This window comes from Streptomyces sp. AN091965, assembly GCF_022698285.1.
Classification (GTDB): Bacteria; Actinomycetota; Actinomycetes; order Streptomycetales; family Streptomycetaceae; genus Streptomyces.
Map to the genome: position 1 here is coordinate 6,155,131 of NZ_JALDMY010000001.1, position 13,046 is coordinate 6,168,176.

The window sequence follows — 13,046 nt, forward strand, 5'->3', positions numbered from 1 at the left end:
CTCGCGCGGTTCTGGTGGCGCGTGCCCGGCGCCACGGCGGGTCCTCGGGGGCGCCGCCGGTCCGCTGGCGCCCCGCCCGTGACTGCCGCCCCGTGCACCCCGCGTGCCCCGCGCATCCCGTGCGCCCGGCGCGCGCCGCGCACCCCGCGCGTCCGCCGGGGGCCCCGAGCCCGTCGCGCACCACACCCGGCGGGAGGCCGTCGGCCGGGTCCGGGGCCGCTGCCCGCGGCCACCACCGCGCGCTCGCCGGCCGGGGCGGGCGCCCAGGAGCCCCCCAGCCCGAAGGCGGCCGCCCATGACCATCCGCATCCTCCCCGCCGTCGGCGACCCGGAGGCCGCCCGCAGCCTGAGCGGGCTCGCCGCGCAGCTCCCGGACGCCGAACCCGCCGCGCCCGTCGCCGACTCCACCGAGCTCCTCGACACTCTCGCCCGCCTCGCCGCCGAGTCCGTCGACGAGCTGCCCGAGGTCGTCCTCGTGCACGAGCGCATCGCCCCCGTGCCCGCCCTCGACCTCATCCGCGACCTGGTCCTGCGCTTCCCCGCCGTCGGCGTCGTCCTCGTCACGGCCGACACCAGCCCGGCCCTGCTCACCGCCGCCATGGACTGCGGGGCGCGCGGCATCGTCACCCATCCGCCGGCGTACGACGCCCTGGCCGAGCGCGTCCAGGCCGCGGCGGGCTGGGCCACCGGCATGCGGCGCCACCTCGGCACCGGCGCCGTCGAGCTGTACGGCCCGGGATCCGGCGCGGCCGCCCCCGGCAGCGGCCAGGTCATCGCCGTGACAGGCGCGAAGGGCGGCGTCGGCACCACCCTCACCGCCGTGCAGCTCGCCCTCGCCGCGCAGGCCTCGGGCCGCAGCACCGCGCTGCTCGACCTGGACCTCCAGTCCGGCGACGTCGCCTCGTACCTCGACGTGCAGTTCCGCCGTTCCGTCGCCGACCTCGCCGCGATCAGCGACCTCACGCCGCGCGTCGTCCAGGACGCCGTCTACGCCCACGAGACCGGCATCGGCCTCCTCCTCGCCCCCGCCGAGGGCGAGCGCGGCGAAGAGATCACCGAACGCGTCGCCCGGCAGACGGTCCACGCGCTGCGCGGACGGTACGACGTCGTGGTCGTCGACTGCGGCACGTACGTCACGCCCGCGGGTGCGGCCGTCGTGGAGACGGCCGACCAGGCCGTCCTGCTGCTCACCCCCGACGTCGTCGCCGTACGCGCCGCCAAACGCATGGTCCGGCTCTGGGACCGGCTCCAGATCCGCAAGGCCGAGGAGACGGTCACCGTCGTCAACCGGCACACGCGCGGCACCGAGATCCAGCCCGCACTCGTCGCCCGCGTCACCGGCACGCGCGCCGCCCGCACCACCGTTCCTGACGTCCCCAAGGAACTCCACGGCGTCGTCGACGCGGGCCGCCTCCACGACCTCGACGCCAAGTCCACCGTCAAGCAGGCGCTGTGGGGGCTCGCCGGTGAACTGGGCGTCGTGGAACCGGAGACCGGGGGCGGCCGCAAGAGCGGCCGCGGCCTGCGCCGCGCCCCGAAGTCGGACCGCGGCGCCGTCACCCTCGAATTCGCGGGCATGTTCCCGCTGCTCCTCGCCGTCCTCGGGATCCTGTGGCAGTGCGCGCTGTACGGCTATTCGTACTCCCTTGCGGGGAACGCGGCGGACGAGGCGGCTCGGGCCGCCGCCGCGGCACGCGCCGTGGACGGCGACATGGCCGGGGCCTGCTCCCAGGCCGGACAGGAGCACCTGCCCTCGGCGTGGCAGGGCAGCGCGGACATCTCCTGCGGGCAGGACGGCGAGGTCATCAAGGCCCGGGTACGGCTCCAGGTGCCGGTCTTCTTCCCCGGGACGGACGCGGGCTGGACGGTCGACGCGGAGGCCGGGGCGGCGGACGAGCAGGAGGCGACGCCGTGAGGGGCATGACATCAGTGAGGGACCTGGCGTTACGGTGCCGCCGCGGCCGGAGGCGCGCGCCTGCTCCCGCGCAAGCCCCTGCCGGGCCGAGCAGGCGCCCCCGAGGCGACAAGGGCGTCTCCATGCTGGAGTTCGCCGGCTTCCTCCCCGTCCTGCTCCTCGTGGGCCTCGCCGCCATCCAGCTCGGCCTGGTCGGCTACGCGGCGAACCAGGCGGGCTCCGGTGCCCGCGCCGCCGCCCGCGTCGAGTCCCGCGAGGGATCCGGCGGCGAGGCCGCGGGGCACGCCGCGATGGACTCGGGCCTGGACGCGGACGTATCGGTCGGAGGGGGCGGCGACACCACCACCGCCACGGTCACCGTCCAGGTCCCCACGCTCTTGCCCTTCGTCGACACGGACTGGGAGGTCGAGAAGACCGTGACCATGCCCAACGACGACCCCGCGGAACCCGGCGCCCCCGGGACAGGAGGCTGACCCGCATGAGCCTGCGCTCCCGCATCGCGTCGCCCGCCGACGCCGCCGCGCCCAGCCGCGACGACGGCCTCGTGGCGACGTACCGGGCGAAGCTGCTCGAAGAGATAGACCTGGCCGAGATGTCGTCCCTGTCGGCGTCCGACCGCAGGGCCCGCCTGGAGCGGGTCCTCGGCCACATCATCAGCCGCGAGGGCCCCGTCCTCTCGGCCTCCGAGCGGGCGCACCTGATCCGGCGCGTGGTGGACGAGGCCCTGGGCCTCGGCGTCCTGGAGCCGCTGCTCGCCGACGCCTCCATCACCGAGATCATGGTCAACGGCCCCGACTCGATCTTCGTGGAGCGCGCGGGCCGCGTGGAGCAGCTCCCGCTCCGCTTCGCGTCCGAGGACCAGCTGATGCAGACGATCGAACGCATCGTCTCCACGGTCAACCGCCGCGTCGACGAGTCGAACCCCATGGTCGACGCGCGCCTGCCCACCGGCGAGCGCGTCAACGTCATCATCCCGCCGCTCGCCCTCACGGGCGCGACCCTCACGATCCGCCGCTTCCCGCGCGCGTACACGCTGCCGGAGCTGATCGGCCTCGGCTCCCTCGACGAGCACATGCTGATGCTCCTCGCGGCCTTCGTACGGGCCCGCTTCAACGTCATCGTCAGTGGCGGCACCGGCTCGGGCAAGACCACGCTCCTCAACGCCCTCTCGGGCCTCCTGCCGGGCCACGAGCGCATCATCACCATCGAGGACTCGGCCGAACTCCAGCTCCAGCAGGACCATGTGATCCGCCTCGAATCCCGCCCGCCGAACGTCGAGGGCAAGGGGCAGATCACGATCCGCGACCTGGTCAGGAACTCCCTGCGCATGCGACCCGACCGCATCATCGTCGGCGAGGTCCGCGGCGGCGAGACGCTCGACATGCTCCAGGCCATGTCCACGGGCCACGACGGCTCCCTGGCCACGGTCCACGCGAACACGGCCGAAGACGCCCTCACCCGCCTCCAGACCCTGGGCTCCATGTCGGAGGTCCAGGTCCCCTTCGAGGCCCTGCGCGACCAGATCAACTCCGCCGTGGACGTCGTCGTCCAGCTCGCCCGGCACGCCGACGGCTCCCGCAAGGTCGCCGAGATCGTGCTGCTCGTCTCGCACGGCCGCCAGCAGTTCCGCATCGCACCCGTCACCCGCTTCGTCCCGCACCCGGTCGGCCCCGACCGGGTCGTCCACGGCTACTTCGAGCACCTGCCGCTGCCGCGCCCCGTCGCCGAGCGCCTGTACGTCGCCGGTGAGCCGGTGCCGCCCGCGTACGGCGTGGCCGAGGCCATCGACGTACTGAACACGCGCGAAGCGATCGGCTGAGGAGACGTGACGGGAGACATGCCGGGAGACATGGGGGAGACATGGGGGGGAGACGTGACGGGAGGCATGGGGGGAGACGTGACGGGAGACATGGCGGGAGACATGAGGAGACCTGAGGACAGCCCATGAACAACCCCACGCTCCTGGCCCTCGGCGCCACGCTCCTCACCGGCACGCTCGCCGTCGCCGGAATCCAGACGTACGCCTCCGGCCGCGCCCAGCGCCAAGCCCTTGTGGACCGGCTGTCCGCCGAGGGCGGGCCCGCGGCCCTGGAGGGCGGCGGGCGCAGGCGCCGGTTCACCGCGGTCGACCGCAGGCTGCGCCGCACCCGCCTGGGCCGCGCCCTGCACCTGCGGCTCTCGGCGACGGGCCTCGACCTGACGCCCGGCGAGTTCTTCACGTACGTCGCGGCCGTCGTGGCCGCCGTGTGGCTGATCGCGGCGGCATCCCTGGCCCCCTTCTTCGGCCCGATCGCGGGAGTGGTGGCGGTCTGGGGAGCGGTCATCTTCCTCAACTGGCAGCGGCAGAAGCGCATCGAGGCGTTCATCAACCAGCTCCCGGACGTGGCCCGCATCCTCGCCAACGCGACGGCGGCGGGCCTCGCCCTGCGCACCTCCCTGGCGATGGCGGCGGAGGAGCTGGAGTCCCCGGCGGGCGAGGAACTCTCGCACGTCGCCCATCAGTTGACGGTCGGCCGCTCGATCGACGACACCCTGGAGGAGCTGGCCAAGCGCCTGCCGTCCCGCGAACTGATAGTGCTGGTCACGACGTTGGTCCTGTCCAACAAGGCGGGCGGCTCGGTGGTCAACTCCCTCCGCAACCTCACCCAGACCCTGGAGGACCGCAAGGAGACCCGGCGCGAGGTCCGCACGATGCTCTCGGAGGTCCACGCCACGGCCTTCACGGTGCCGCTCCTCGGCCTCGGCTCGCTCCTGCTGATCAATTCCTCAAACGAGGGCGCGCTGGAGCGCGTGACGGGCTCGCCCCTGGGGCAGACCCTGATCCTGATCTCGCTGGGCCTGTACGCGGTGGGCTTCTTCGTGATCAGACGCCTGGGCAAGATCGAGGTCTGAGGGAGGGGGACACGATGCCGGCGTTGTTGCTCGCCCTGCTGATGGGCCTGGCGGTCGCGGGAGTCTTCCAGGGCGTCCGGATGTACCGCGCGGAGGCGAAGCTGCCGCCCGACCTGGCGGTCGCCCTGGAGGTCGGCGCGACGCGCGTCTCGGTGGCGGGCGGGGCCGTGGACCGCCTGGGCATGCGGTTCGCGCCCCTGGTCCTGCGGCTGATGGGCCCGAAGCGGGTCGCGGCCAAGCGCCGCCGGATCGACATGGCGGGCAACCCCGGCGGCCTCACCATCGACCGCTACGCCGCCCGCCGCGCGGTGTACGGCGCCTTCGGCCTCGTCCTCGGCCTGATCTTCCTCACCAACGGCCAGCCGCTGTTCGCCGTCATGACGTTCGCCTTCGGCGCGATGGCCGCCGACGCCCTCATCTGGCAGGCCGTCCGCGAACGCCGCGAGGTCATCGACCGCACCCTGCCCGACTTCCTCGACGTCCTCGCCGTCGTCGTCTCGGCGGGGCTCGGCTTCCGCCAGGCCCTCGACCGCGTCGCCGAGAAGTACGAGGGTCCGTGGGCGGACGAACTCCGCATCACCCTGCGCCAGATGGACATGGGAGTCAGCCGCCGCCAGGCCTTCGACGAACTGCGCCGCCGCAACTCCTCCGAGCAGGTCGCCCAGTTCGTCTCCGCCCTCCAGCAGGGCGAGGAACTCGGTTCCCCCATCGCCGAGACCCTGATCCAACTCGCCACGGACATGCGCCGCACGGACGCCCAGAACTCCCGCCGCCGAGCCGCGAAGACCATCCCCAAGGCCACGCTGGTGACGCTGGTGTTCATGCTTCCGGCGACGATGATCCTGATCGGGGCGGGCATGTTCCTGGGTTCGGGTTCGGACTTCGGCTCGATTCTGGGGCGGTGATGTTCGTGAAAGCTTCTTCGCCCGTGCAATCCGGTGTGGGACAGTCGCCCGGAGGCGGCGGACCGGCGCGGGAGGGCACGGGATGATGCCGACGCGAGCGAGCGGTAGAACGAGAGAAACACGCCAACTCGTGTGCGGTCCCGGGAAGGGGTTGCGCAAGCGCTCCCGACGGGCACGTGTTGTGGCGTACGTTGCGCCAATCGAGCGCGAGGTCCGTTTCCAGTGGGAGAGAAAGGTCGTCCGTCGTGCTGAAGGAACGCGTACTGGAGGCATGGGTGAAGTGGACGCTGACAGTGTCTTCGCGGCTGAGCCGGGCCCGGGGGAGCGAGGGAGACCGGGGAGCGGGGTTCGTGGAGTATGCCGGGCTGATGATTCTGATCGCCGGGATCTACACCCTGATCGACGGCTTGGCTCTCGACAGCAAGATTTCCAAGGCCATCGGCGAAGCGGTCGGGGACGTCATCGGCTGACGCCCGGCCTGATCCGGGGTGACCGAGGCCAGACTCTGCCGATCTACATTTGGCTGACGGCGATTCTGCTCTTCGCCGCTCTCGCGTTCTTCGCCTTCGCCCAGGCGGCTTCGGCGCGCAACGGTGCGCAGTCGGCTGCCGACGCCGCCGCACTGGCAGGTGCTCAAGCCGCACGGGACGACTTGCTCGAAGAGCTTGTCGAAGCGATCGGCTCCGGCGAGGAAGGCGAGTGGCTCGATTGGCTCGACGGCGCGGAGTTCCCGACAGGTGACGGCGGCCCCCAGGCGGCTGCCGATGCCCTCGCGGCCAAGAACGACTCCACGGTCACAGGGTTCGATCCCCGAGAAGTGGATGGCTATCTGGGCTACTGGGCCCAGGTCACCACGGACTACACCGTGGGCGACTCGATCATCCCTGGCACGGAGTCGCAGCACGCCAAGGCGGAGGCGATCGCCATCATCAAGCCTCGATGCGATGCCGATCCCTCGGACGATCCGGCGGATTCGGTGAGGTTCTCCTGCGACGGAGAGCCCCCCATAGAGATCGATCCGGACGACTTCGACCTGGACGACTTGCCGGACGCCGCAGACCTGTTCTCCGTGCATCTGGCCAAGTGACAAGTGACGACTGGGAAAAGGAAGCCGCTGACATGAAGCTTCGGCGCACCATGACGACCCGCAGGACATTGACCGCGGTGGCGATCACGACTGGGCTGGTCCTCACGGTCGCCGGCTGCGGCGGCGGTGACGACGGGGGTTCCAAGTCGGACAAGCCGGGTTCCTCTGCCCCGGCCGCCGACAAAGGTGACGAGGGTGGAGGGAAATCGGAAACGCCGACCGAGGGGCAGGCCCTCGCAGAAGCCAAAGGCGACGGCGTCACCTTGGTGATCAACGCGGCCGAACGGGACGCCGGAGGTTTCGTCACGGTTTCGGGGAAGGTGACCAACGCGTCCGACGGTCTGTGGACCGGCGGTGAATGGCGGGGTGACGAACAGGAGTTGCGTAAGAACGGCGGCTCCATCGCGGGTGCGAGCCTCGTCGACAGCAAGGGAAAGAAGAAGTACCTGGTACTGAGGGACACCAGTGGCCGGTGCCTCTGCACCAAATTCGAGGGCGGAATCGAATCAGGCCAGACAGTCGACTGGTTCGCTCAATTTCCCGCCCCGCCGGAAGAGACGTCCAAGGTCAGCTTCCAGGTCGGAGCGATGCCTCCCGCGCCCATCGAGATCTCCGAGGGCGAGTGACCATGACCCCCCGCCCCCGAAGGACGGCCACGGCGACGGCTGCGGTCATCGTCGCGGCACTCACCCTCCTTGTCCCCGAAGCCCGGGCCGACGACGACCCCAGCACCCCCCCCGGCTCCTCCACCACCTCCCCACCCCCCGAGGTCGACTCCAACAGCCCCGGTCTGAAGCTCGCCGACGGGGCGACGCTCGCGCCCGCCAAGGTCCTCGACATCAAGTCCGTCGTCGAGGACCTCGGCGGTGAGGAGCGCCGGGAGGACACGAACACGGACGTGAAGTTCGCGCTGCAGGCGGAGGTCCTCTTCCCCAAGGACAGCGCGAAGCTCAACCCCGAGGCGAACGCCCGTATCGAGGCCATCGCCGACGAGGCGAAGGCCCAGAAGGCCACCGACGTCCGGGTCTTCGGCTTCACGGACAACCTCGGCTCGTACGCCCACGGCAAGAAGCTCTCCAAGGACCGCGCGGAAGCCGTCCACGACCGCCTGGCCGGCTTCCTCGGCCCCCAGGTCACGTACTCCGTACGCGGCTACAGCGAGGACTATCCGATCGCGGACAACGGCGCGGAGGAGGGGCGGAAGAAGAACCGCCGGGTGGAGATCTCGTTCCCGCGCGGAGCATGAGCCTCCGGAAACGGACACGGGACACCGAGCACCGGGCACTGAACACCGGACTCCGGACACCGGGCACTCCGGGGACATAGAGGGGCCCACGATCGTTCTCCTCGTACGTACATGCGTAAACGACCGACAGGAGAACGAGGTGCCCGAGTACGACGCCACCGTGCGCCCTGCGACCGCCCACGACGTGCCCCGGGCGGTCCGCACCCTGGGCCGGGCCTTCGCCGACTACCCCTGGACCCGGCACACGGTGGCCGCCGACGACCACATACGCCGGGTGGAGGGCCTCCAGGAGCTGTTCCTGACGCGGATCGGCCTGGCGCACGGGCGGGTGTGGGTCGCCGAGGGCGGCGCGGCGGTGGCCGCGTGGACCACACCGGCGACGGCGGACGCGGGGGGAGTCTTCGCCGAACTGGCCCCCCGCTTCGCGGAGCTGGCCGGAGACCGCGCGCAGGCGTACGAGGAGGCCGAGGCGGCGCTGGGCCCGCACCGGCCCACGGAAGCGGTGTGGTTCCTGGGGACGGTCGGAGTCGACCCCGACCGGCAGGGCGCGGGCCTGGGCCGGGCGGTCCTGCGCCCCGGTATCGAGGCGGCGGAACGGGACGGCGTACCGGCGTTCCTGGAGACCTCCGCCGAGACCAACGTCCGCTTCTACGAACGCCTCGGCTTCGAGGTCACCGCCGACGTCACCTTGCCGGGCGGCGGCCCGCGCACGTGGTGCATGCTGCGGCGCGTGCCCTGAGGGCGCGCGCATCCGACGCGGCAGCAAACAAGCCGGTGTCCCGATCGGCCACGCCCCGTTCGCTCGGCGCACACTTTTGGCCATAGTGCCCGTACGGGGGACGCACCCCCGAGCTCGTGGTGAAAGGGGAGACGGCGGTGGCGCCAGCGCCGACGCGACGAGGACGCGGACCGGCGAGTGGCGGGATCGCGCCATGGGCCCTACAACTGCGTTGCGCCTGCAATGCATTGTCGGGAAGTATGTTCGATGAGCTATGTGGCATGAGCGCAGCGTGATCAGGCTGAAGCGGGGGTTGGGCGCATGAAGTTCGACATGGGCGAGACGACACTGGCCGTCCTCGGCAAGAACACCTCCGGGTCGAGCGACGACCTGGGCGCGCTGATCCGCGCGCTGGTGTCGGCCGCGGAGCCGCTGGAGGGCAAGTTCAACGGAGCGGGCAAGGCGACGTTCGACTCCTTCAAGCTCCGCGCGGACGAGATCACGGCGGCGCTGAACGGCTCGCTCCAGTCGATCCTGGGCGGCCAGGCAGGCATGGACGAGGCGTTCTCGACCGGCACGCAGGAGCAGTCCGACAACGCGCAGCGGAACATGGGCGCGGCCAATTTCCAGGCGGCGCGCTTCTCCGGCTGAGCGGGAGCCGCACGCGGGCCGGCGAGGGCCCGTCCTTCCACATTCCATTGTTTCGTCTGTTCGTCGCGGGGAGTTGTGAGTCATGGCGGGAAACCAGGACCGGCGTTCGTACGACACCGGCGCGTCCGCCGATGTGCAGGGCGGGCTGCACGTCGTCATCGGCCAGCTGGAGCGGGTCCTCGGCGACCGCGACCGCGCGGTGAAGGCGGCGATGGCCGACTACCAGGCCGACGGCGTCTCGGACGAGTACCACGGCAAGGAAGTCCGCTGGAACAAGGCCGCCAACGAGGTACGCGAGATCATCCGCCTCGTGCGCTCGACGCTGGAGGAGAACGACGGCACGGCCCAGACGACGCTGTCGCGCGCGCGGGCCGCGGTCAACAACATCGGCTGATCACAGCACGGCACCGTGTGGCGGGATGACGGGGATCTAGGGGGCGTGTGGTGACGGCTTGGGACATCAAGCCAGGCGGAGTCGGCGGCGTGCTGCGGCGGGCCGGTGAATCGGCCGAGCGCATGGTGAAGGCCGGTGGCGAGATGCAGAAGACGCTGCCGAGCGCGGCGGCTTCGGCGGGCACGATCGCCGAGGGCGGGCACGAGGGGGACGGGCGGCCCGGTCAGGGCGGGAAGCAGGGCCCGGTGGCCTCCGCCCTCGGCGTGTTCGCCCGGCGGTGGAACGACGACCTGGAGTACATCTCGCGGCGCGCCGCGAGCTCCCTGCTCGGCGCGCACCTGGCCACGAAGGAGTACGTGGAGGGCGATCTGAAGATGGCCGCGAGCCGGAACCGCGACGCCATCAACGGCATCGTGCCCGACATGCCCGGCGCCAACGGCGGTGGTGGGGACGGCAAGAGGTGAGCAACGAGCCGATCGACCCCAACGCGATCCCGCAGTTCACCGGCGACCTGGAGCAGTTGGAGCTGGACGTTTCGGACCTGCGCAGCGAGGCGTCGCGGTTCCGGGACGCGGGCGGGGACGTGCACGCCGACTTCCAGGGGCTCTCGGCGTTCTACGAAGCCCCTGAGGCCGAGCAGTTGTTCGCCTCGACGAAGCCGGTGAGGACGAAGACGGACGCGTTCGCCGACGACCTGGAGAAGGTCGCGCAGGCGCTGAGCACGTACGCGACCGACGTACGGCCGATCGCGAAGAAGCTCAAGCAGCTCCAGACCGAGGCCAGCGCCTTCTACATCGACGAGGTCTCCACCGACGACGACTGGCGCAAGGACGACGACAAGCGCGACCACAACAACCGGCTGGTCGAGGAGGTCAAGGCCGCCACCCAGGCCTTCCACGCGGCTGAGATCGACTGCCACAACAAGATCACTGGGCTGGTCGGTGGCGTGCAGCTGCGGCCCAGCAGCGACGGCACCAGCAGCTGCGACACGTACGGCTACACCGACGAAGTGCTCGACCAGGCCGAGGAGTTCCCCTGGGGTAGCACGGTCGAGAAGGACCGCGACGGCGTCGACTGGCTGCTCCACAAGGCGAAGGACGTCGGCAAGGGCTTCTTCGTCGACGGCCTGGGCGGGGCGGCCGGGGCGCTCCTGACGCTGGTGGGCCAGGGCGAGGGCGGCTGGGGCGCGGCCGGGGAGGCGTGGACCAACCTGGGCAAGCTCGCCACCGGGCTGACCCTCAGCATCGGCCCCGCGGCCGGTGTCTTCTGGCTCGCCAAGGACGACCAACTGCCCGCCTGGTTACGGGACTCGCGCCGGGCCGTGGTCGACACCGGCAAGGGCCTGATCGCGTACGACGAGTGGAGCAAGAACCCGGCACGCGCCGCGGGCCTCGTCGGCTTCAACGCGCTCACGATCCTGGCGACCCGCGGTGCCGGCACCGCGGCCAAGGGCGGCGCGGCGGCGAAGACGCTCTCGGCCGCCAGCAAGGTGGGCCGGGCGGTGGATCCCTTCACGTACGCGGCGAAGGGCGTCACCTTCACGGTCTCCAAGGTCGGCGACCTGCTGGCCCCTCTCCGTAACGCCCGCACGGCCCCCCGGCTCGACGCCCCGGTCGGCTCCTACCACCTCGTCGACGAGGGAGCGCCGACGCCACCAAGACCTGCGGCGGTACCGGACAACGCCCGCGTGTATGCCGACAACAAGGGCAACACCCTCTATATGGGGCGGGACGGGGTCATTTTCGATGAGCACGGCAACGCCCTGGGGGACATGAAGAAGGAGGGAGCAGGACCGCGAGAACCCGCTGCCGCGGAGCGTGTTGCCGGAGCCAAGCGTGAAGAGCCATCCGTTCTGCGGGCTTCTGACCGTCAGCCTGAGCCGATTGGGGCACGGGCAGGTGATGGGATGGCGGAAGCCGCTGGCCGGACGGGCGACAATGCGCCGAACGGCGGCATGGCTCGTGATGCCTCCGGGGGTGCCGGCCGCCACATGCCTGGAGGCGGCGGTCACGACGCAGGCCGCGGTCCCTCTGCCAGTCATGAGCCGTCAAATAGTGGCGGGCGCAGTACTGACGGAGGCAATGGGGGTGTCGATGGCCATCGTGGCGAGACCTCCCCCGGTGGCCATGACCGTTCTTCAGCGGCTGATGAGGGCTCCCATGGCGATCGCCATTCAGACGGCGGGGAGGAAGGCGGAAGCCGTGACCTGCCCGACTCGCGCGATCGGGACGCTCATCCCCTGCCACCCCCAGGTCCGGGTGAGAAGCTCTTGGATCACATTGGTGACGCGCGAGTTGAACGCGCAGATGGAATCATCACGCATGTCGACGGGCAGCCGGTCACTGATTACCTGGACAATCTCGCTCGTGAACGCGGTGCGGCGTACCGTGCGGCGAAGGAAGCCGGCAGCTTCTCTCGCAAGCAGACGGGCGCTTGTGTGGGGGCTGTGATCGACCTGCGCACAGGAAAGGTCATCGAGGGCATCAACGGTAAGGCTCATGCCACCATCCCGACCGACAAGCTCCATCCGACTCTGGCATCGCGCTTTGACTCCATCGGGGACCCGCCGCCCCACAACGACCACCCTTTGGGACATGCGGAGGTCAAAGCAGCCAACGAACTACTCTGGGAACGGCGAAAGCAAGGCTTGCCGGATGGGGAGTCCGCCCTGGCCGAGATGCGAGCGTCCGTGGACTTCCCGTTCTTGCTGAACAAGACAACAGGTAATCCAGGGCGACCTGCTCCGTTCTGTGCGAACTGTAACCATATGCTCCAAGGGGTGCCCAGCAGCCATGGGCGGTTCACAGGCTTCCCCCCGAGTGATGAAAACTGGATCCCATGACGAACCGTGCTAACCGAATCGACATCGATGACCCCGAAGTGGACATGGATGCCGGACAGCGTCTGCTTTACCGCGGAGTTCCCTTCACTGGAGATGTGGAGGAACACCTCGGGGGCATCTTGATCAGCTTGGACAGCTATACCGATGGACTGCAGAACGGCGCCTCGCGTGAGTGGTATGAGGACGGGACTCTCCGCTCCGAGGGGACGGTGCGGATGGGGCTTCCTTGCGGAGAGTTCAAGGAGTGGCATCCCAACGGCGTACTGGCGACACGAAGGCTGTTCGATCAGGACGGCTTGACCTTGCGTGAAGAGTTCACATGGGATGAAAGCGGCCAGCCGACAAGGAGCTGGCGCCTCGGGGGCGACCAGCTGACATGAAGGCGAGGGTTGAGCT

The 13,046-nt window shown here is 70.4% G+C and carries 15 protein-coding genes; all 15 read left to right on the forward strand.

The features are described from left to right. Positions 1 to 295: 295 nt before the first annotated feature. Positions 296 to 1,915, forward strand: coding sequence for an AAA family ATPase (locus MQV74_RS26255; RefSeq protein ID WP_242722032.1), 1,620 nt, complete (start codon positions 296 to 298; stop codon positions 1,913 to 1,915). A 122-nt stretch (positions 1,916 to 2,037) separates the two neighbouring features. Next, complete coding sequence (locus tag MQV74_RS26260) at positions 2,038 to 2,388, forward strand: TadE/TadG family type IV pilus assembly protein (protein ID WP_242722035.1); 351 nt, start codon at positions 2,038 to 2,040, stop codon at positions 2,386 to 2,388. A 5-nt stretch (positions 2,389 to 2,393) separates the two neighbouring features. Beyond that, positions 2,394 to 3,734 carry a CpaF family protein gene (locus tag MQV74_RS26265; RefSeq protein WP_242722050.1) on the forward strand — a complete coding sequence of 447 codons (1,341 nt, stop codon included), beginning with the start codon at positions 2,394 to 2,396 and terminating at the stop codon, positions 3,732 to 3,734. 125 nt (positions 3,735 to 3,859) lie between these two features. Next, positions 3,860 to 4,807 carry a type II secretion system F family protein gene (locus MQV74_RS26270; RefSeq protein WP_242722053.1) on the forward strand — a complete coding sequence of 316 codons (948 nt, stop codon included), beginning with the start codon at positions 3,860 to 3,862 and terminating at the stop codon, positions 4,805 to 4,807. Positions 4,808 to 4,821: 14 nt separating this feature from the next. After that, a complete protein-coding gene (locus MQV74_RS26275) occupies positions 4,822 to 5,712 on the forward strand; it encodes a DUF5936 domain-containing protein (protein ID WP_242722056.1) in 891 nt (296 codons plus the stop codon). 275 nt (positions 5,713 to 5,987) lie between these two features. Further along, complete coding sequence (locus tag MQV74_RS26280; RefSeq protein WP_374120793.1) at positions 5,988 to 6,182, forward strand: hypothetical protein; 195 nt, start codon at positions 5,988 to 5,990, stop codon at positions 6,180 to 6,182. Between the two features lie 35 nt (positions 6,183 to 6,217). Beyond that, complete coding sequence (locus MQV74_RS26285; RefSeq protein ID WP_278195127.1) at positions 6,218 to 6,799, forward strand: pilus assembly protein TadG-related protein; 582 nt, start codon at positions 6,218 to 6,220, stop codon at positions 6,797 to 6,799. Positions 6,800 to 6,831: 32 nt separating this feature from the next. Continuing rightward, entirely contained in the window at positions 6,832 to 7,425 is a 594-nt protein-coding gene (locus MQV74_RS26290) for a hypothetical protein (RefSeq protein WP_242722059.1), read from the forward strand. Between the two features lie 2 nt (positions 7,426 to 7,427). Then, positions 7,428 to 8,045, forward strand: coding sequence for an OmpA family protein (locus MQV74_RS26295; protein WP_242722062.1), 618 nt, complete (start codon positions 7,428 to 7,430; stop codon positions 8,043 to 8,045). 139 nt (positions 8,046 to 8,184) lie between these two features. After that, positions 8,185 to 8,784: a GNAT family N-acetyltransferase gene (locus MQV74_RS26300; protein ID WP_242722065.1), complete on the forward strand. Its 600-nt coding sequence runs from the start codon at positions 8,185 to 8,187 to the stop codon at positions 8,782 to 8,784. A gap of 300 nt (positions 8,785 to 9,084) precedes the next feature. Beyond that, the gene (locus MQV74_RS26305) at positions 9,085 to 9,414 is read left to right on the forward strand and encodes a hypothetical protein (RefSeq protein ID WP_242722068.1); all 330 of its coding nucleotides are present in this window, start codon (positions 9,085 to 9,087) and stop codon (positions 9,412 to 9,414) included. A gap of 82 nt (positions 9,415 to 9,496) precedes the next feature. Next, positions 9,497 to 9,808, forward strand: coding sequence for a pore-forming ESAT-6 family protein (locus MQV74_RS26310; protein ID WP_242722071.1), 312 nt, complete (start codon positions 9,497 to 9,499; stop codon positions 9,806 to 9,808). Between the two features lie 50 nt (positions 9,809 to 9,858). Further along, the gene (locus MQV74_RS26315) at positions 9,859 to 10,272 is read left to right on the forward strand and encodes a DUF6507 family protein (RefSeq protein ID WP_242722074.1); all 414 of its coding nucleotides are present in this window, start codon (positions 9,859 to 9,861) and stop codon (positions 10,270 to 10,272) included. Next, positions 10,269 to 12,650, forward strand: a complete 2,382-nt coding sequence (locus tag MQV74_RS41215) for a YwqJ-related putative deaminase (RefSeq protein WP_242722077.1) — start codon at positions 10,269 to 10,271, stop codon at positions 12,648 to 12,650. Before MQV74_RS26315 ends, MQV74_RS41215 begins: the two co-directional genes overlap by 4 nt. Then, a complete protein-coding gene (locus tag MQV74_RS26325; protein WP_242722080.1) occupies positions 12,647 to 13,030 on the forward strand; it encodes a toxin-antitoxin system YwqK family antitoxin in 384 nt (127 codons plus the stop codon). The genes MQV74_RS41215 and MQV74_RS26325 overlap by 4 nt, the downstream gene beginning before the upstream one ends. Positions 13,031 to 13,046 lie beyond the last annotated feature (16 nt).

Coding starts and splice junctions, on each gene's coding strand:
- MQV74_RS26255 (WP_242722032.1), top strand. CDS start 296: ATGACCATCCGCATCCTCCCCGCCGTCGGCGACCCGGAGGCCGCCCGC.
- MQV74_RS26260 (WP_242722035.1), top strand. CDS start 2,038: ATGCTGGAGTTCGCCGGCTTCCTCCCCGTCCTGCTCCTCGTGGGCCTC.
- MQV74_RS26265 (WP_242722050.1), top strand. CDS start 2,394: ATGAGCCTGCGCTCCCGCATCGCGTCGCCCGCCGACGCCGCCGCGCCC.
- MQV74_RS26270 (WP_242722053.1), top strand. CDS start 3,860: ATGAACAACCCCACGCTCCTGGCCCTCGGCGCCACGCTCCTCACCGGC.
- MQV74_RS26275 (WP_242722056.1), top strand. CDS start 4,822: ATGCCGGCGTTGTTGCTCGCCCTGCTGATGGGCCTGGCGGTCGCGGGA.
- MQV74_RS26290 (WP_242722059.1), top strand. CDS start 6,832: ATGAAGCTTCGGCGCACCATGACGACCCGCAGGACATTGACCGCGGTG.
- MQV74_RS26295 (WP_242722062.1), top strand. CDS start 7,428: ATGACCCCCCGCCCCCGAAGGACGGCCACGGCGACGGCTGCGGTCATC.
- MQV74_RS26305 (WP_242722068.1), top strand. CDS start 9,085: ATGAAGTTCGACATGGGCGAGACGACACTGGCCGTCCTCGGCAAGAAC.
- MQV74_RS26310 (WP_242722071.1), top strand. CDS start 9,497: ATGGCGGGAAACCAGGACCGGCGTTCGTACGACACCGGCGCGTCCGCC.
- MQV74_RS26325 (WP_242722080.1), top strand. CDS start 12,647: ATGACGAACCGTGCTAACCGAATCGACATCGATGACCCCGAAGTGGAC.